The 19,829-nt window shown below is 45.6% G+C and carries 11 protein-coding genes and 3 pseudogenes; 5 read left to right on the forward strand and 9 right to left on the reverse strand.

What is annotated here, in order from left to right; all coding sequences use genetic code 11:
* Positions 1-16 precede the first annotated feature (16 nt).
* The 3 genes from DW830_RS05100 to DW830_RS05110 form a co-directional block, all read right to left on the reverse strand.
* Positions 17-379 carry a hypothetical protein gene (locus DW830_RS05100; RefSeq protein WP_119249133.1) on the reverse strand — a complete coding sequence of 121 codons (363 nt, stop codon included), beginning with the start codon at positions 377-379 and terminating at the stop codon, positions 17-19.
* Between the two features lie 372 nt (positions 380-751).
* A complete protein-coding gene (locus DW830_RS05105; protein ID WP_089543572.1) occupies positions 752-2,098 on the reverse strand; it encodes a citrate/2-methylcitrate synthase in 1,347 nt (448 codons plus the stop codon).
* A gap of 5 nt (positions 2,099-2,103) precedes the next feature.
* Positions 2,104-4,362 carry an aconitate hydratase gene (locus tag DW830_RS05110; RefSeq protein ID WP_119249134.1) on the reverse strand — a complete coding sequence of 753 codons (2,259 nt, stop codon included), beginning with the start codon at positions 4,360-4,362 and terminating at the stop codon, positions 2,104-2,106.
* Between the two features lie 359 nt (positions 4,363-4,721).
* On the opposite strand from DW830_RS05110, the gene trmD reads away from it, so the two are divergent.
* A complete protein-coding gene (gene trmD, locus DW830_RS05115) occupies positions 4,722-5,399 on the forward strand; it encodes a tRNA (guanosine(37)-N1)-methyltransferase TrmD (protein ID WP_089543570.1) in 678 nt (225 codons plus the stop codon).
* A 189-nt stretch (positions 5,400-5,588) separates the two neighbouring features.
* Here the strand turns inward: trmD and DW830_RS05120 are convergent, their stop codons facing one another.
* Positions 5,589-6,431, reverse strand: a complete 843-nt coding sequence (locus tag DW830_RS05120) for a patatin family protein (RefSeq protein ID WP_119249135.1) — start codon at positions 6,429-6,431, stop codon at positions 5,589-5,591.
* A gap of 257 nt (positions 6,432-6,688) precedes the next feature.
* Here DW830_RS05120 and DW830_RS05125 point away from each other — a divergent pair, with 257 nt between their 5' ends.
* The 4 genes from DW830_RS05125 (at position 6,689) to DW830_RS05140 (ending at position 13,138) form a co-directional block, all read left to right on the forward strand.
* On the forward strand, positions 6,689-8,104 hold the full coding sequence (locus tag DW830_RS05125; protein WP_119249136.1) for an aminopeptidase P family protein: 1,416 nt from the start codon (positions 6,689-6,691) through the stop codon (positions 8,102-8,104).
* A 117-nt stretch (positions 8,105-8,221) separates the two neighbouring features.
* Entirely contained in the window at positions 8,222-9,433 is a 1,212-nt protein-coding gene (locus tag DW830_RS05130; RefSeq protein ID WP_119249137.1) for an aminopeptidase C, read from the forward strand.
* A gap of 177 nt (positions 9,434-9,610) precedes the next feature.
* Positions 9,611-11,329 (forward strand): single-stranded-DNA-specific exonuclease RecJ, encoded by a 1,719-nt coding sequence (gene recJ, locus DW830_RS05135; protein WP_119249138.1) that lies wholly within the window; start codon positions 9,611-9,613, stop codon positions 11,327-11,329.
* A 6-nt stretch (positions 11,330-11,335) separates the two neighbouring features.
* The gene (locus DW830_RS05140; protein WP_119249139.1) at positions 11,336-13,138 is read left to right on the forward strand and encodes an ATP-dependent DNA helicase RecQ; all 1,803 of its coding nucleotides are present in this window, start codon (positions 11,336-11,338) and stop codon (positions 13,136-13,138) included.
* A gap of 131 nt (positions 13,139-13,269) precedes the next feature.
* On the opposite strand, the gene ilvC is transcribed toward DW830_RS05140, so the two are convergent.
* The 5 genes and pseudogenes from ilvC to ilvD all read right to left on the reverse strand — a co-directional run bounded on the left by ilvC (position 13,270) and on the right by ilvD (position 19,755).
* Complete coding sequence (ilvC, locus tag DW830_RS05145) at positions 13,270-14,313, reverse strand: ketol-acid reductoisomerase (protein WP_089543564.1); 1,044 nt, start codon at positions 14,311-14,313, stop codon at positions 13,270-13,272.
* Positions 14,314-14,511: 198 nt separating this feature from the next.
* Positions 14,512-15,353 (reverse strand): annotated as a pseudogene (locus DW830_RS05150) (acyl-[acyl-carrier-protein] thioesterase).
* 192 nt (positions 15,354-15,545) lie between these two features.
* Positions 15,546-16,091: an acetolactate synthase small subunit gene (gene ilvN, locus DW830_RS05155; protein ID WP_089543562.1), complete on the reverse strand. Its 546-nt coding sequence runs from the start codon at positions 16,089-16,091 to the stop codon at positions 15,546-15,548.
* Between the two features lie 59 nt (positions 16,092-16,150).
* Positions 16,151-17,865: pseudogene (ilvB, locus tag DW830_RS05160) on the reverse strand (biosynthetic-type acetolactate synthase large subunit).
* 88 nt (positions 17,866-17,953) lie between these two features.
* Positions 17,954-19,755 (reverse strand): annotated as a pseudogene (gene ilvD, locus DW830_RS05165) (dihydroxy-acid dehydratase).
* Positions 19,756-19,829 lie beyond the last annotated feature (74 nt).

Genomic DNA, 19,829 nt, shown 5'->3' on the forward strand with positions numbered 1-19,829 from the left:
CATAAAAAATGGAGCCTTAATTCCAAGGCTCCATTTTATCCAGACCATATTTCTTATATCTTTCGTAGTAATACTGTTTAATTTGCTCAATTGCCTGAATGGTTGACTTCTTTTTCTGAAAAAAAGGCTTTACCATCTGCAAAAGAACAAACAGTACCACCACTATCAATAAAATAATGGCCCAAGACAGCACCTCACTCTTCAGATTGACATGAGGCTGAATGAGAATACCTGCAGCCACGGGAAGGATATAACACACCCAATCCATAGGCGTATCTAATTTCGTTGATTCCAGGTATTCCTGCCGCAGGTTGCCAGGAGCATTCAAAAGCATTCTCTTGCTGTGTGCGCTCCAATACTCTTCAAATTCTTTTTCCATTAACTTTTATTACTCCTCTTATTTAGGTACCAGTCTAATAGGCTATCTACAGACATCACCTATTCTCTTATACTCTTATTTATTATAACAATTTACTATTGTAGTCTTGCATTTCATGCAATTCGTCGACAAAGATACTACATTTATCTGTAATCCGCAAATATTTATCTCCAAGCATCAGTTTCTTAACTATATTTCACTAAAATATTTTTTTAAAGCCGTTTTTAAAACAAGATACGCTATTTAGTATCGAAAAAAAGACTACAGCCAAAAAGAAAAGCATATTCCCCCTGTACACACCAAATAAAAGGGCAATACTCATAGAAGCATTGCCCTTTTTAAATACTATGTATTTATTATTTGATGTATTTTTTATCTCTCACCCAATGGAGTATAATCCAACTCACCCAAAATATTCTTGTAAGCAGGACGGATGATGCGGCGACCCTCGAAGTTGAGTTCTTCGATGCGATGGGCAGTCCAACCCACGATACGCGCCATAGCAAAAATAGGGGTATAAATCTCCTGTGGAAGACCAATCATCTCATAGATGAAACCGCTATAGAAGTCGAGGTTGGCACAGGCAGGCTTGCTGCCGCCACGATGCTCCTGCAGGCACTTGATACCCTCCTGCTCAATAAGCTTCAGAAAGTTGTACTCATCCTCCCTACCCTTCTCCTTGGCAAGCTCGCCAGCCAGGCGCTTCAACTCTACGGCACGAGGATCGCTCAAGGTATAAACCGCATGGCCGATACCATAGATAAGACCCGTCTTATCATAAGCCTCCTTGTTGAGCATGCGCTTCAGGTAGATATCGAGTTCGTTGACATTGGTCCAATCCTTGATAGCCTCCTTCAGATGATGGAACATATTGATAACCTTGATGTTGGCACCACCATGAAGAGGACCCTTCAAGCTACCGATACCGGCAGCGATGGAGCTGTAGGTATCCGTGCGGGTAGAAGAAGTAACACGCACCGTAAAGGTAGAGTTGTTACCACCACCATGCTCTGCCTGGATGATGAGGAGCAGATCGAGCATACGCGCATCCAACTCTGAGTAGTTCTCGTGCTTCATCATATAGAGGAAGTTCTCTGCGATAGAGAGATTCTCGCGTGGATGACGAATGTGCAAGCTTCTGCCCTGTACAGAGTGACGATAGATGTTGTATGCATAGGCGATGATCGTTGGGAACTTCGCAATCAGCTCCACACTCTGACGCATCAGGTTGTCGCGGCTGATATCGTCAGGGTTCGGATCGAAGGTGTACATTTCGAGCACGCAACGAGCCAGGATGTTCATGATGTTAGAACCCTCCAGCTCGATGATGTGAGTAATGGTACGGTGGTCGAGCGGCATGTTGTCGTTCAGGAGTTCCTTGAAAGCCTCCAACTCCTCCTTATCCGGCAGCTGACCGGAAAGGAGCAGGAAGGCAACCTCCTCGAAACCGAATCGTTTCTCCTTCAAGAGAGGAGTAACGAGGTCGTCAAGCTCGTAGCCACGATAATAGAGCTTACCCTCGGTAGGCTTCAGCTTGCCATTCTCATCGCGCTCGTAACCCACAACGTTACCGATGTTGGTCAATCCTACCAGCACACCAGAGCCATCCTCATTACGAAGTCCACGCTTTACATTGAACTTGGTGAATGCATCCTTATCAATCTTACATGAGTTCTTTACCTCATCACTTAGTTTATATATTAAATATTCTTTATTCATAACTGTTACTTTTTAGCTGCAAAGTTCAATGCAGAACCAGCCTTGAACCATGCAATCTGTGTATCATTATAAGTATGCTCTACCTCGAAACTATCCTCAGATCCATCCTTGTGCTTCAAGGTGACGGTGAGTTTAGAACCTGGAGCAAACTCCTTCAAACCGGTGAGTGAGATGCGGTCGTCTTCCTGTACCTTATTATAATCATCCTTATTGCAGAATGTAAGGGCGAGCATACCCTGCTTCTTCAGGTTGGTTTCGTGGATACGGGCGAAACTCTTGGCAAGAATCACCTTCACGTTCAGGAAACGAGGCTCCATGGCTGCATGCTCACGAGATGAGCCTTCACCGTAGTTATCCTCAGCCACCACGATGCTGCTGATGCCCTGCGCCTTGTAAGCCTTGGCTGCGGTAGAAACCTCCACATACTTGCCATCCAACTGGTTCTTCACCTTGTTGCTCTCGCCATTGAAGGCGTTGACGGCACCCATCAGCAGGTTATCAGAGATATTCTGAAGATGTCCGCGGAACTTCAACCATGGACCAGCCATTGAGATATGGTCGGTGGTACACTTGCCCTCGGTCTTGATGAGGAGAGGCATATCTACCAGGTCCTTTCCATCCCAAGGAGCGAATGGAGCCAATTTCTGCAGGCGGTTGCTATCTGGAGCAATTACCACCTCAATATTAGCATTTGCTTCGCTAGGAGCGATGAAGCCCTTGTCTTCTACAGCAAATCCCTTAGGAGGGAAGGTGAAACCAGCAGGCGCATCGAGCTTCACGCTATTGCCATCCTTATCTAATAAGGTATCGGTGGCTGGATTGAAATCCAGGCGGCCGGCAATGGTGAGTGCCACGGTGAGCTCAGGGCTACCGATGAAGGCAAATGTATTAGGGTTGCCATCAGCACGACGGCGGAAGTTTCTATTGAAAGAGGTAACGATGGCATTCTTGCGGGTGTTGTCATCAGTGTGACGCTTCCACTGTCCGATGCAAGGGCCGCAGGCATTGGTCATGATCAAGGCACCAATCTTCTTGAAGTCATCGAGGATACCATCACGCTCGGCAGTATAGCGAATCTGCTCAGAACCAGGGTTGATGATGAGCTGTCCCTTTACCTGGATGCCCTTCTCGTAAGCCTGGCGTGCCACACTTGCCGCACGGGCCAAATCCTGATAGGAAGAGTTGGTACAGCTTCCTACCAATCCAACTTCTACCACCATAGGATAATCATTAGCAGGACCCTTCGCCTTCATGTGAGAGATAGGGGTTGCCGCATCTGGAGTAAACGGACCATTGAGATGTGGCTCGACCTTAGAGAGGTCGATTTCTACAATCTGGTCGTAGAAGGCAGATGGATTGGCAAGCACCTCGTCATCAGCACGAAGTTCGGCAGCGTTCTTCTGGGCAAGAGAAGCAATCTCCTCACGACCCGTCTTGCGGAGATATTCGCTGGCATTCTGGTCGAATGGGAAGATAGAGCAGGTAGCACCCAGCTCTGCACCCATGTTACAGATGGTAGCCTTACCCGTGGTAGAGATGCCGTCGAGGCCATCGCCAAAGTATTCGAGGATGGCATTGGTACCACCCTTCACAGTGAGAATGCCCAAGATTTCGAGAATCACATCCTTTGGAGTAGCCCAGCCAGAGAGCTTACCCGTGAGATGCACACCGATGAGGCGAGGCATCTTGAGTTCCCAAGGCTGACCTGTAAGTACATCCACGGCATCAGCGCCACCGACACCCACAGCTACCATACCGAGACCACCGGCATTTGGAGTATGGGAATCTGTACCCACCATCATACCGCCTGGGAAGGCATAGTTCTCGAGTACCACCTGGTGGATGATACCAGCTCCTGGTCCCCAGAACCCGATGTGATATTTCTGAGATACCGACTTCAAGAAATCATATACCTCCTTGTTGGTCTTACATGCTTCAGGAAGGTCTTGAGTAGCACCCACGTCTGCACGAATCAAGTGATCGCAATGTACTGAAGCAGGAACAGCCACTTTATCCTTACCTGCGTTCATAAACTGCAAGAGCGCCATCTGAGCGGTAGCATCCTGCATCGCCACGCGGTTAGGTCGGAAATCCACATATTCTATACCTCTTTTATATGGGCGCAACTCAGCAGGGTCGAAAAGATGCGCAAAAAGCACCTTCTCGGCATAAGTGAGAGGTCGTTTCACAGTAGCCTTAGCCTGTTTTACACTTTCCGAATACGAAGCATAAAAGCTTCTCAGCATTTCAATGTCCAGTATCATCTTATTCACTAATTATTTGATTAACTATACATTCGTGTGCGCACACCATACAACAGCATAATACGCACTACCGAACTTTTTTGTTTGCAAATATACGACTTTTTCTGCAAATAGTAGCACATTTTATTGAAAATTTATCATTTTGCTAGCATTTTTCTTGATTCTTGATGAATTTGTTGCATATTTATACGAAAGATTGCTGTTTTTCCACTATAAATAAAGAATTCAAAGTAAAAACATCAGAAAAGCAAGAAAACAATAGTAAAAGCAGAAGAAAATCAGAAAACAATCGCAGAAGAAAAAGAAAAACGATAAAACATTTGGCGCTATACACATTATTTATTATCTTTGCAGATGTTATGAGAATAGACATTATTACAGTATTACCAGAGATGCTGGAGGGATTCTTCAATGAATCCATCCTGGCACGTGCGCAGAAGAAGGGCCTCGCAGAGATCCATCTCCACAACTTGCGCGACTATACATTAGATAAATGGAAACGAGTGGACGACTATCCATACGGAGGAAGCGCCGGAATGGTGATGCAATGCGAACCAATAGACCGATGCATCACTGCCCTGAAGGCAGAGCGTGACTACGATGACGTCATCTATGTATCTCCGGATGGCGAGACCTTCAACCAGAAGATAGCCAACGAAATGTCGCTGGGTGGAAACCTCATCATCCTCTGCGGTCACTACAAGGGAATCGACCAGCGCGTGCGCGACCATCTTATTACCAGAGAAATCAGCGTAGGTGATTATGTGCTCACGGGCGGCGAACTGGCAGCAGCTATTATTTCAGATGCGGTAATCCGCCTCGTACCAGGAGTCATCAGCGATGAACAGAGTGCCCTCTCCGACTGCTTCCAAGACGACATTCTTTCTGCTCCTATCTACACCCGTCCTTCAGACTACAAGGGTTGGAAGGTTCCTGAAATCCTGCTTAGCGGCAATGAAGCAAAAATCCGCCAGTGGGAATTTGACCAGGCAATGGAACGAACCAAGCGATTAAGACCCGACTTGCTTAAAGAATAATAGGCTAATAGGCAGAAGCCAATCTGCAGGATGGGCATATATAAAAGATAAGTACATATATTAAGGGGAGTATATATAAGGTGAACATATATACAAGAATAGCCTGTTCTCAAAACACGACTTTTTGTTTTGAGAACAGGCTGTTTTATAATGAGAATTTCAAACTAGGAATCTATGACGCAAACTTCATCATAGGAATTTCTCACAAAACTTTTCTCCCAGCATAAATCCTTCTTCATAGAGACGCTCTAATTTATCCGTATCCTTTTCTATGCGCCCTACTTCCATTGGACGAATCGGACGGATACAAGTTATTTTGCCAGCAGCCTCCAAATCATCAATCAGTTGAATCTGCTCATTATAAACCTTATGCCGATGACTCAAGACCACTCGCAGGCGCGGATAGTTCTTATATAAATAAGGTAGCTTTCTATCTTTGCCAGTATCTCTCCAACCTTTGTTGCGGGTCAAGACAACCACATTGTGCTCATAACCTTTGTCTATAGCTCTCATCACGGGAATACTGTCTGATATTCCACCATCGAGCATTGGGATACCATCCACATCCACGATTTTACTCACGTATGGCAAACTGCTGGAAGCCCGTACAATATCGAGGGCACGCTGCCGATCATGATTTTCCGAAAGATACATAGGCTTGCCCGTAAGACAATTCGTGGTAACCATCTCGAATCGGTCGGCATATTTAAAATAGGTATCAAAATCGTAAGGAAGCAACAGATTCGGAAACTTATCGTAAAGCAACTCACGGTCGAAAATACACCCTTGCGTTACCAGATGTCGGATGCCGATATACTGATACCTCGCCAAATAATCGATATTTGAGATACGGGCACGACGCGGCTGGCGACTGATGTACGACATACCATTACATGCACCTGCCGACACCGCCACCGTATATGGGAAATAAACATCATGCTTCATAAAAGCATCAAGTACGCCACTGGTAAAGACGCCACGCATACCTCCACCTTCCAAGACCAAACCAGTTTTTTCCAAATTCAACTTCATAACCTTTATTCTTCCACTGTTTTTTGATTGCATTACACTAATCAAGATTCATACTCTTACAGATTATCACTCTCTGCATTACTAACGATTTGCACTCTGAGAAAACTCATTTTCTTACATTTTGTCCCTCAAAAAGAGCATTTTTATATTAATTATTTATAAATTCGCTAGTTTTTTCTATTTTTGATTGCAAAGATAATACATTTTTGCGAAATAATTGCTAACTTTGCAGCAAAATAAAGTAAAATTCTAAAAATATGTTTAGCAAGGACACTTATATCAGCCGCAGACAAGAGCTTAAGAAGCTCGTCAAAAGCGGCGTCATCATTCTTTTCGGAAACAACAATTCACCTTGTAATTTCCCTAATAACGGATATTACCCATTCCGCCAGGACTCAACATTCCTGTACTATTTCGGTTTGCAGCGAGACGGTTTGGTTGGTGTAATTGACATAGATAACGACATCGAAACTTTAATCGGTGATGATATCGACTTGGTAGATATCGTATGGTACGGAAGCGTAGATAGCGTCCACAATCTCGCAGAGCAGGTGGGCGTACATAATTCTGCACCAATGAAGAGTCTGAAGACCATCTGCAATGATGCTATGGCGAAGAAACGCAAGATTCACTTCTTGCCACCTTACCGCTATGATATCAAGCTTCAGGTATTTGACCTCCTTGGAATTCATCCAAACCAGCAGAAAGAGGAAGCCAGCATGGATCTCATCAAGGCGGTTGTCAAGATGCGTTCTACCAAGACTCCTGAGGAAATTGAGGAATTGGAGCGTGCTTCTGTTATCGGATATAAGATGCACACTACTGCTATGAAGCTCGTCCGCCCCGGAATCACAGAAAAATATGTAGCAGGACAGGTAAGCGGAATTGCTCACTCTTATGGAGCAATGGTTAGTTTCCCTACTATCTTCAGCCAGCATGGAGAGATTCAGCATGGTTATCCATCTATGAATCTGCTCGAGAAAGGAAGACTGGCACTTTGTGATGCAGGTGCAGAGACTATGAACAATTACTGTTCAGACCATACTCGTACAATGCCAGTCAGCGGTAAGTTCAGCCAGCGCCAACTGGAAATCTACTCTATCGTAGAGGCTTGTCACGACTACGCTCTGGAAGTTGCAAAGCCAGGTGTGAAGTGGGCTGATGTCCACTTTGCCGTATGCCGCTTGCTCTTCGACCGTATGAAAGAGTTAGGTCTTGCCAAAGGTGATACAGAAGAGGCTGTACGTGCTGGTGCCCACGCTATGTTCCTGCCTCACGGATTGGGACACATGATGGGTATGGATGTTCACGATATGGAGAACCTCGACCAGATAAACGTTGGCTTTGATGATGAAGTTCGCCCTAACCTGGAACAGTTTGGTACAAACTGCCTGCGTATGGGCCGTCGCCTTGAAGAAGGCTTCGTAGTAACAGATGAGCCAGGTGTTTACTTCATTCCAGCTCTCATCGACGAATGGAAAGCTTCAGGTCATTGTGCAGAGTTCCTCAACTTCGATAAGATTGAGACCTACAAAGACTTCGGAGGTATCCGCATCGAGGATGATGTACTCATCACCAAGGATGGTTGCCGATTCCTCGGAACCGACCGTATACCTTACCATCCAAAGGATGTAGAGGAGTATATGGCTGCCCACAGAGGAGAGATTCTTTAAATAGAAAAATCCATTCAAGCAAATGAACGAAGAACCCTCAAGGTTTTCAATACTTGAGGATTCTTCATAGAGAGATATAAGTATAGAATAACATTATTAATTTAAGAGAAAAATTTCATGAAGAAATCAATGATCGTTGCAGCTATGTTGGCCATGGTTGCCACTGGCGCAAATGCGAAATCAGCAACTGATTCTGCAACTATTGCAAAGAACAAGCCTGTATTCACTGTAGTGAAACAGAATCCTATTACAAGCATCAAGGACCAGAACCGCAGCGGTACGTGCTGGGCTTACTCTACACTCAGCTACTTCGAAAGCGAGATTCTGAAGCATACAGGTAAAACCTACGACCTCAGCGAGATGTTCGTAGCTAACAAGACTTATATGGACCGCGCCACTTTGGCTGTAAGAATGCACGGTGACGTAAGCTTCTCTCAGGGCGGTAGCGCATACGATGTACTTTATGCTTTGCAGCACTACGGAATCGTACCGGAGGGCGCAATGCCAGCTCCTGGTACTTTGACAGGCGACTCACTCGCTAACTTCGGTGAATTCTTCGACGTAATGACTCCATACGTAGAGGCTGTAGCCAAGAGCAATGCAAAGAAGATTTCTTCTGCCTGGAAGAGCGGTCTTCAGGGTATCATCGACTCATATATCGGCAAGACTCCAGAGAAGTTCACATACCAGGGCAAGCAGTATACTCCACAGTCATTCTGCCAGAGCCTCGGCTTGAACCTCGATGATTATGTTACCATCACCAGCTACACTCACCACCCAATGTGGAGCAAGTTTGCTGTTGAGGTACAGGACAACTGGCGTTGGCCTTTGAGCTACAACGTACCAATGGATGACCTTTGCAAGATCATCGACAACGCTATCAACAATGGCTACACTGTAGCTTGGGGTGGCGACGTAACAGAGGACGGTTTCACTCGTAAGGGTCTCGGTATCGCATACGACGTCAAGAAGGTTCGTTCTATGGCAGGTACAGACGCAGACCACTGGTTCAAACTCTCTAAGGACGAGAAGAAGGAGAAGTTCGATTCACTTGGTGTAAACGCACCAGAAGTTGTTCCTACTCAGGCTATGCGCCAGGAAGCTTTCGACAACTGGGAGACTACAGATGACCATGGTATGCACATCTATGGTATCGCTAAGGACCAGAACGGCAAGGAGTACTATATGGTAAAGAACTCATGGGGTGAGTATGGTGACTACAAGGGAACATGGTATATGACCAAGGCTTTCGTAGCTTACAAGACAATGGACTTCATGGTAAACAAGAATGCCATTCCTAAGGATATCCGCAAGAAGCTCGGCATCTAATTTATTCAAAATAAACATAACCAAAGGCAGCAAACAGTAGAGTTTGCTGCCTTTTTGTTTACCTGCAAGTATTATTTTTACTTAAATCTAGGTATTTTTAAATAAAATACTTCATAAACATTTTCGATTGTCACTTTATTTTCGTAACTTTGGGGGCAGAAATAAAAAATAATTAAAATGCATTTTAAATGGAATTACGAAGAACCGACACCAGAGCTGGAGAAATCGGCTAAAGAACTAGCCGACAAACTCAGTATCAGCCCTATCCTAGCCAAGCTTCTCATCCATAGAGGCATTACGACAGAATCTGCAGCCAAGCGGTTTTTCCGCCCCCAGCTGTCTGATCTCATCAATCCATTCCTGATGAAGGATATGGATATCGCTGTTGATCGCCTCAACGATGCTATGGGAAGAAAGGAGCGCATCCTGGTCTATGGAGACTATGATGTGGATGGATGCACGGCTGTAGCATTGGTGTACAAGTTTCTGCAACAGTTTTATTCCAACATTGATTACTACATACCAGACCGATACGACGAAGGCTATGGAGTAAGCAAAAAGGGAATAGACTTTGCGCACGAAACAGGTGTAAAACTCATCATTATCCTGGATTGCGGCATCAAAGCTATCCAGGAGATAGAATATGCCAAGAGTCTTGGCATAGATTTCATCATCTGCGACCATCATGTCCCTGACGACGTGATGCCACCAGCTGTGGCCATACTTAACCCCAAACGCCCGGATGATCCGTTCCCATTCAAACATCTCTGCGGTTGTGGCGTAGGATTCAAGTTTATGCAGGCTTTTGCCAAGAACAACAACATTCCTTTCTCACGCCTCATCCCATTACTCGACTTCTGTGCCGTGAGCATTGCTGCCGACATAGTGCCTGTAGTGGATGAAAACCGAATCCTTGCCTTCCACGGACTCAAACTTCTCAATACCAATCCAAGTATTGGACTCAAGGCGATTATCGATATCTGCGGACTCAACGGAAGAGAGCTGTCTATGAGTGACATCGTCTTCAAGCTAGGACCACGCATCAATGCATCAGGACGTATGGAGAACGGTAAGGAAAGCGTAGATCTGCTGGTAGAGCGAGACTTCGGTCAGGCTCTGAAAATGGCAAAGCACATCAATGAGTACAACGAGCAGCGCAAGGATATAGACAAGCAGATGACAGAAGAAGCCAATCTAATCGTGTCACGACTGGAGACACAGAAACACAACTCCAGCATCGTACTCTATGATGAAGGTTGGAAAAAGGGAGTCATCGGCATCGTTGCATCCCGACTTACGGAAATCTACTTCCGTCCTACCGTAGTATTGACCCGTGACGGAGACCTTGCAACAGGTTCGGCTCGCAGCGTTACAGGATTCGATGTATATTCTGCCATCAAGAGTTGCCGCGACCTGCTTATCAACTTTGGAGGTCACACCTATGCCTGCGGACTTACGATGAAATGGGAAAACGTGAAGGAGTTTAGAGACAGATTCCACCAGTACGTGGCAGAACATATCGCTCCCGAACAGACGGAAGCGATGCTCAACATAGATGCGATGATAGACTTCAAGGACATAACGAAGCAGCTGCACTCAGATTTAAAGAAGTTCTCACCTTTTGGTCCATGCAATAGCAAACCCGTATTCTGCACGCAGAACGTATATGATTACGGCACCAGCAAGGTGGTGGGCAGAGAGCAAGAGCATATCAAACTTGAACTGGTAGATTCTAAGTCGAGTACCGTAATGAACGGAATTGCCTTCGGGCAAAGCGCGGCAGCCCGATACATCAAAAGCCGCCGCAGTTTCGACATTGCATACACCATTGAGGACAATATTTTCAAGAAGAATCAAGTCCAACTTCAAATAGAGGCTATCAGGCCAAATGACTAAGAAAAAATGGCAGATCAATTTCAACTTATTCTGCAAAAGTATTGGGGGTATCCTGATTTCCGAGGCATTCAACGCAATATCATCGAAAGCATTGCCTGCGGACGGGATACCCTCGGTCTTATGCCGACAGGTGGCGGCAAATCCATCACATTCCAGGTGCCTGCCTTGGTCAAGGAAGGTGTATGTATCGTCATCACCCCTCTCATCGCCCTGATGAAAGACCAGGTACAGCATCTTAGAGAACGAGGTATACTGGCTGATGCCATCTATGCAGACAAATCGAGAAACGAAATTCTTCAGACGCTCGACAACTGTATCTTCGGGGGCGTAAAGATTCTCTACGTTTCACCAGAACGACTCGCATCAGAACTCTTTCAGACCAAGCTCAAACACATCCATGTAAGTTTCATCACAGTAGATGAAGCCCATTGTATCAGCCAATGGGGCTACGATTTCCGCCCTTCTTACCTGCAGATAGCCAAAATCAGGGAAATGATTCCCCAGGTACCTATCCTTGCTCTTACAGCGACTGCGACTCCAGAAGTAGTGGATGATATACAGGAAAGACTCCATTTTGCAGAAAAGAATGTGTTTAAGATGAGCTTCGAACGCAAGAACCTCGCTTATGTTGTACGCAACACTTCCAATAAGCAGGGTGAAATGGTGCATATCCTGCAAAGCGTGAAAGGCTCAGCCATAGTCTATGCCCGAAGTAGAAAACGCACCAAGGAAATGGCTGAACTATTGTCTAAGAAAGGTATTTCCGCCACCTTTTATCACGCCGGACTCGCTCCTGATGAGAAGGATGTGCGACAGAAAGCCTGGCAGGCAGACGAAGTAAGGGTGATGTGCGCCACAAACGCCTTTGGAATGGGAATAGACAAACCCGATGTGAGGATGGTGATTCACATAGACTGTCCCGATTCACTTGAGGCTTACTTCCAGGAGGCTGGACGTGCCGGAAGAGATGGGGAGAAATCCTATGCAGTACTGCTTTTTGACAGAAGCGACGAGTCGAAACTCAAGAAACGAATAGATGATACCTTTCCACCTAAAGAAATGATACAGGACGTTTACGAACATCTTGCCTACTTCTACCAGATAGGTGTAGGTAGCGGATGTGGCAAGACCTTCGAGTTTGACATCGATAAATTCTGCATCACCTACAAGTTTTTCCCCACCAAAGTAGATTCGGCACTCAGGATTCTTGAACGAAGCGGCTATCTGCACTACGAGGACGATCCAGACGGTAAAGCCCGCGTTATGTTTCTCCTGGGCAGAAACGAACTTTACATACTCGATCAGCTTCCTCCTACACAGGAGGCGGTCATCACAGCATTACTGCGCAGCTACGGCAGTCTGTTTGTGAATCTTACCTTCATAGACGAGCATCTTATTGCCCGCCAGGCGGAATTAAACATCCAGCAGGTATATTTTGCATTAAAGAACCTGGCAGCCCGCCACATCATCAAATTCATCCCCCGCCGCAAGATACCTTTCATCAGCTATACACGCGACCGAGTAGATGGCAACAAGGTACAGATTCCGCAAGAGGTATGGGAAGGCCGAAGAGAGCAATATATGAAGCGTATTCAAAGCATGCTGCAATATGCCAAAAATGATGAGATATGCCGCTCACGCCAGTTGCTCGCCTATTTTGGTGAACATAATGAAACGAAATGCCAGCAGTGTGATGTTTGCCTGGCGAAGGAAACGGAAGAGAAAGAAAAGGAATTCCGCAGAAAGATTGCAGAAGAAGAAATCATCATAGAAGACCTCAAAGTCATAGAAAAACGAAAGGATGATTGAAAAGATAAAAGGATGATTGAAAGCCGAAAGGATGATTGGAAAAGCAACCTCCTTTCGGCTTTATCATATACGTAAAAGGGAGCGACCCATCGCGGACCGCTCCCTTTATAACATTATGTACGAGAAAAAAATTAATTATTCTCAGGACGAAGCTTACGTACAGTAACACCAGCCTGCCACATCTCCTTGTTGCGCATAGCCTCGAGTTCTGCGTTCAACTTCTCACGGTAATCAGCCTGAGAGTTCTTGTCGATAGAAATCTGAGCCTCATTACCAGTCTTAACAGAGTAATACAACCATTCCATAACAGGCTTGATAGCCTCACGGAAACGAGGAGCCCAATCAAGAGCACCACGCTGAGCTGTTGTAGAACAGTTAGCATACATCCAATCCATACCCTTAGCACCGAAGAGAGGGCCAAGGCTCTGAGTCAACTCCTCAACAGTCTCGTTGAATGCCTCAGATGGAGAGTGACCGTTCTCACGGAGTACATCGTACTGAGCCTCCAAGAGACCCTCGATAGCACCCATCAAAGAACCACGCTCACCAGTAAGGTCAGAAGTAGCCTCACGCTGGAATGTAGTCTTGAACAGATAACCTGCACCGATACCGATACCGAATGCAATAGTCTTTTCCTCTGCCTTGCCAGATGCATCCTGGTAAACAGCGTAAGAACAGTTCAAGCCACGACCCTCGCAGAACATAGTGCGGAGAGAAGTACCAGAACCCTTAGGTGCAACCATAATAACATCAATATCCTTAGGTGGAACAACGCCTGTGCGATCGCTCCAGTTGATAGCGAAACCATGTGAATAATACAAAGTCTTACCTGCTGTGAGGTGTGGCTTAATTTTTGGCCAGCAAGCAATCTGACCGGCATCAGAAAGCAACATACAGATGATAGTACCCTTCTCAGCAGCTTCCTCGATAGAGAACAAAGTCTTGCCTGGTACCCAGCCATCCTTCAAACATTTCTCGTAGGTCTTACCCTGACGCTGTCCGACGATGACGTTGAAACCATTATCGCGAAGGTTGCAAGCCTGACCAGGACCCTGGATACCGTAACCGATAACTGCGATAGTTTCGTTCTTCAATACTTCACGTGCTTTCTCCAATGAAAATTCATGACTAGTGACAACAGTTTCCATTACGCCACCGAAATTCATTTCTGCCATAATTGTAACTTAATTTTTGTGCGGCTTGCCTATTGTGGAGCCGCGGGTTATACTTGTCCATACGGATGCGAGCTGTATTCTTATCCAAAGAGAGCCTGTTTGATCCGTCCACCACCTACACGAGGAAGCGGCACTGGGTTTATTTTTTATTTCGAGTGCAAAGGTAATGAATTTCTATGAAACCACCAAATTTTTCTTTCATTTTTTCATAAATTTCACCTTACTTCTTACAACTTCCACCTCAATATCGCTATTTTGGCTTATTTTTGTTATTTTTATGCAAAATTCTTCCATTTTTTGAGGTTCGTTAACAGAAGCTTCTTTTTCTGTTTTTCCCCCATCACCCACCTTCTCTACATAGAAATTCAGCTGATCGCCTGATGACTCTCTGCTACGTATGCGATTTCGAAGCGCTGTAAAAAATGAGTCTTATAATAATCCAGGTCAAAAAGATCGAGTACATGCTCGATATATTTCACAGAATTAATATGGCCATTTACATCCACATCATTATAATAGGTATGAATAGTACGTACCAATTCTGCATCCTTACCCATCTTGACACGAGAGCTGGCTGCAATAGGACAAGGTTTCTCTGTTTCTATATATTCCTTGATAAGTCCATCATGGATACTGAAAATATCCACTGGCTGACGGGTCTCTGTATCAATCATCGCCCAGACACTTTTACCATAGCCATATACCTTCTCAGCTTCAGAACCATCCGAAACTGATGCACAGATCTTAAAGTTTCGGCTAGTGAAGTACTTCATCGCACTCTCTACCCAGGTCTCTACATAAAACTTATCATAAGACTTTGGCATTTCCTGCATCTCGATAGCGAGACGACTCAAGACCCAGGTTTTGTGTCGGGGCATCAGATAGTTCATTCCATAACCACGATCGTTACTATGGAAATCGGCAGCATTCAGAAGATGATTTCCCAAATGCCCCATAAACAGACGACTTGCAAAATCGCAATGGAAAGGTTCTGCCAGAAACTCGTAGCAACCTACCTTATCTAATAATTCCTGTTTCATATTCTTCGGTTTTTGATTTATTGTTTTATACCTTATTATATATATAACGAAGCCACCTATATCTTTATTACATACAAGAAACTAAAAAATCCCTCTGCTCTTGGTCTTCCAACCAGGTAAGCAAAGGGATTTTCCTCGTTTAAATCTGTTTGTTCCAGAATCAATATATTCTTTCAGAATTCCTGTCCGAGACTATTCTTCTGAATTCTTTTTCAGATAATCAGAGATAGGCTCATCGAAGCTTCTTGTAACGGCAATTCTACCACTTCTACTGTACTGCAAAAGACAATCGAAACTGTTGAGCTGATGGAAAAGATCAGCGATATCCTCAGTAAGCCCCGCCAAGAGCACAGTACTGTAGGTAGGATTCACCTCCATCATACGGGCATCGTGCTTGCGGATAGTACGGGAAACCTCAGGATTCTCCAAGAGGATAGGAGTAGAAATCTTGTAGAGTGCTACCTCGTGGATGAAAATCTGATCATCTGCATAATAATCACTCTTCACCACATCAATTTTCTTCTCTATTGCCTTGTTGATTTTCTCAATCTGCTCAGCATCACTCCATACCGTGATGGTATATTTGTGGATGTTCTTGATACTGCTAGCCGACACATTCAAGCTCTCGATATTTACCTGTCTTCTTGTAAATACAGCGGTAATCTGATTCAGAATACCTGCAATATTCTCAGAATAGACAAGCAATGTATATAATTTCTTATCGTTGTTATTCTCCATTTTATTTCTATTGTTTAAAATGTATGGTTACACCTTATTATATATATAGCCGAAAGCCATTAATAGTGGAGCTCAAGCAGCATTTCATCCACACTCTTTCCCGGCAGAGTCATAGGAACAATATCCTCATCTTCCTTAATGGCGCATTCCAAAAGGTAAGGGCCCTTGGTGCTGACCATCTTCTCAACCTTCGCCTTCAGATCCTTGCGGTCGATTACCACATCGTAAGGAATGCCGTAAGCCTTGGCAATTTCCTCATAACGAGGGTTCAGCATGTGGGTGAAAGAGCGACGTCCCTCAAACATCAAATCCTGCCACTGGCGTACATTGCCCAGATAGTTATTGTTCAAGAGAATCATCTTCACTGGTGCCTGCTGCTCCATAATGGTACCCAGTTCCTGAATATTCATCTGAAAACCGCCATCACCGAAGAAACAGCAGATGGTACGGTCTGGTGCGCCGAACGTTGCACCGATAGCAGCAGGAAGACCGAAGCCCATGGTTCCGAAACCACCACTGGTAACAATACTCAGTTTCTTGGTAAACTTGAAATAGCGGCTACTGATCATCTGGTTCTGACCTACGTCGTTCACGAGAACAGCCTCATTATTGGTAGCTTCAGTCACCACATTGGTCACCTCACCCATCAGCAGAGGGCCTTCAGTAGGATGAATATCCTTCTCGATAACCTTCTCCTGCTCCTGCTTGCGATATTCCTCGAAGGAATCTCTCCACTCGCGATGGACATTCTTGTTCAAGAGACGGGTGATGGCAGGCAACGTCTGCTTGCAATCGCCAATCACAGCCACATCAGTCTTGATGACTTTATCGATTTCCGACTTATCAATATCAAGATGGATAATCTTAGCCTGCTTAGCATATTTAGAAGGAACGCCCGTGATACGGTCGCTGAATCGCATGCCGATGGCTATGAGCACGTCACACTCCTGAGTCTTCATATTGGTAGCATAAGAACCATGCATACCGAGCATACCCATATTAAGCGGATGGTTGCTAGGAAGAGCTGAGAGACCGAGCAGGGTACGACCAGCCGGGATATCAGCCTTCTCCAGGAATTCAACCAGTTCATTATGAGCACCACCCAGTTCTACGCCATGACCGACGAGAGCGAAAGGGCGCTTTGCCTGATTGATGAGTTCAGCAGCTTCAGCTACAGCCTTTTCATCAATCTTCGGATATGGATTATAAGATGTAACCTTCTCACATTTCACCGGTTCCCACTCACAAGTAGCAATCTGGGCGTTCTTGGTAAAGTCGAGTACCACAGGTCCCGGACGACCGCTACGAGCGATGAAGAAGGCACGGCTTACAGCCCATGCCACATCCTCAGGACGGCGAATCTGATAAGACCACTTAGAGATAGGCTGGGTAACGCCCACCAGGTCAACCTCCTGAAAGGCATCAGTACCCAAAGCACCCACACCTACCTGTCCGGCGATGACCACGATAGGTGTAGAATCCATCATGGCATCCGCAATACCGGTGAGCGTATTAGTTGCTCCAGGACCACTAGTAACGAGAGTAACACCCACTTCGCCGCTGACTCGGGCGTAGCCTGTGCAGCGTGAGCAGCAGCCTGCTCGTGACGAACCAAGATGTGATCGAACATCTTCTTCTCTCCTCTCGTGTAACCATACAGTGCATCAAACACTGGCATGATGCTACCACCTGGGTAACCGAAGATGGTCTTAACCCCTTCGTTATGCAGGGAGCGCATCAATGCTTCAGCTCCTGTTATTACTTCTTTTGCCATTTATCTATATCTTATTCTGAATAATTCAAAAACTTTATTTTCTTTGTTGTCAAAGACAAACCTTCTTGCCTGGGAAACCAGGAAAGGATTAGTCAATGATTCTTACACCACCCTTATCAGCAGAGCTTACGCTCTGTGCGTATGCACGCAAAGCCTTACTAACCTGACGATTACGCTTCAGCGGCTGCTGTGGACGAGCAGCAAGTTCCTCGTCGGAAAGCTTCACATTGATAGAGCGGCTAGGAATATCGATAACGATGATATCGCCATCCTTGATTTTGCCGATGTTACCACCAGCAGCAGCCTCTGGGCTGATGTGACCGATACTCAAGCCAGATGTACCTCCAGAGAATCGACCATCAGTGATGAGGGCACACTCCTTACCGAGGTGACGGCTCTTGATGTATGAAGTTGGATACAGCATCTCCTGCATACCAGGACCACCCTTAGGACCCTCGTGCGTGATGACAACACAATCACCGGAGTTCACCTTGCCACCGAGAATACCCTCGCAGGCATCTTCCTGAGAATCGAAGCATACAGCAGGCCCCTCGAAATGCCAGAGTACAGAATCAACACCTGCGGTCTTCACTACGCAACCATTCTGTGCGATATTACCGAAGAGCACTGCAAGACCACCATCCTTGGTATAAGCATGTTCGAGATCACGGATACAGCCATTCTCTCTATCTGTATCAAGACTCTCCACTGTGCATCCTGACTACCCATCTGAGTAGAGAATTTTCTGCCTGGAGCAGAATGATAGATGCGGTCAGCCTCTGGATCAATCTCGGCACCTGTGATATCGTATTTCTTCATCTGCTCATCGAGAGTCTTGCCATCCACACGCTTCACAGCACCATTGATAAGGCCACCCTTATTAAGTTCATTCAGGATACTCAGGATACCACCGGCACGGTTACATTCCTGAACGCTATACTTCTGAGTATTAGGAGACAACTTGCAGAGGCAAGGAACCTTGCGACTGAGCTGATCGATATCTTCCATCTTGAAATCGGCACCTGCTTCCTGAGCTACAGCCAAGAGATGGAGCACTGTATTTGTACTACCACCCATTGCGATATCGAGAGTCATGGCATTGAGGAAGGCATCACGGGTAGCAATGCTACGTGGCAATACGCTCTCATCGCCATCCTCATAATAAGCGTAGGCATTCTTTACAACCTGACGAGCCGCAGCCTTGAAGAGTTCGATGCGGTTCTTGTGAGTAGCGAGAATGGTTCCGTTTCCAGGAAGACTCAAACCGATAGCCTCTGTAAGAGAATTCATAGAGTTAGCGGTAAACATACCAGAGCAGCTACCACATCCAGGGCAAGCACACTGCTCAATCTGCTTCATTTCCTCATCGCTGACACTGGTATCAGCACCCTTAATCATAGCGGTAATCAAGTCAGCATTCTCGCCTTTCCAGCGACCAGCCTCCATCGGACCACCAGAACAGAACACTGTAGGAATATTCAGACGCATAGACGCCATCAACATACCTGGGGTAACCTTATCACAGTTGGAAATGCAGATCATAGCATCAGCCTTGTGAGCATTCACCATATATTCCACAGAATCAGCAATAATATCGCGACTTGGGAGCGAATAGAGCATTCCGTCGTGACCCATAGCGATACCGTCGTCAACAGCGATGGTATTGAACTCAGCTGCATAGCAACCCATAGCTTCAATTTCCTTCTTGACAATCTGACCGATTTCGTGAAGATGAGTATGCCCCGGAACAAATTGTGTGAAGCTGTTCACGATGGCGATGATAGGTTTGCCAAACTGCTCATGTTTCATACCTGCAGCTACCCAGAGTGCTCTGGCACCTGCCATTCTTCTGCCTTCAGTACAGACGCTACTTCTTAATGGATGTTTCATATCGTTATTATCTCTTTATATTATCTTGTTCTTTATTACCAGAAGGTCTCTCTCAAGCCTTCTTCTTACAATTT

This window comes from Prevotella sp. AM34-19LB, from assembly GCF_003468525.1.
Taxonomy (GTDB): domain Bacteria; phylum Bacteroidota; class Bacteroidia; order Bacteroidales; family Bacteroidaceae; genus Prevotella.

Excerpts from the sequence above, each read along its gene's own strand:
- ilvN (WP_089543562.1), bottom strand. The coding sequence starts at position 16,091 with ATGGAGAATAACAACGATAAGAAATTATATACATTGCTTGTCTATTCT.
- DW830_RS05110 (WP_119249134.1), bottom strand. The coding sequence starts at position 4,362 with ATGATACTGGACATTGAAATGCTGAGAAGCTTTTATGCTTCGTATTCG.
- trmD (WP_089543570.1), top strand. The coding sequence starts at position 4,722 with ATGAGAATAGACATTATTACAGTATTACCAGAGATGCTGGAGGGATTC.
- ilvC (WP_089543564.1), bottom strand. The coding sequence starts at position 14,313 with ATGGCAGAAATGAATTTCGGTGGCGTAATGGAAACTGTTGTCACTAGT.
- DW830_RS05130 (WP_119249137.1), top strand. The coding sequence starts at position 8,222 with ATGAAGAAATCAATGATCGTTGCAGCTATGTTGGCCATGGTTGCCACT.
- DW830_RS05105 (WP_089543572.1), bottom strand. The coding sequence starts at position 2,098 with ATGAATAAAGAATATTTAATATATAAACTAAGTGATGAGGTAAAGAAC.
- DW830_RS05120 (WP_119249135.1), bottom strand. The coding sequence starts at position 6,431 with ATGAAGTTGAATTTGGAAAAAACTGGTTTGGTCTTGGAAGGTGGAGGT.
- DW830_RS05100 (WP_119249133.1), bottom strand. The coding sequence starts at position 379 with ATGGAAAAAGAATTTGAAGAGTATTGGAGCGCACACAGCAAGAGAATG.
- DW830_RS05140 (WP_119249139.1), top strand. The coding sequence starts at position 11,336 with ATGGCAGATCAATTTCAACTTATTCTGCAAAAGTATTGGGGGTATCCT.
- DW830_RS05125 (WP_119249136.1), top strand. The coding sequence starts at position 6,689 with ATGTTTAGCAAGGACACTTATATCAGCCGCAGACAAGAGCTTAAGAAG.
- recJ (WP_119249138.1), top strand. The coding sequence starts at position 9,611 with ATGCATTTTAAATGGAATTACGAAGAACCGACACCAGAGCTGGAGAAA.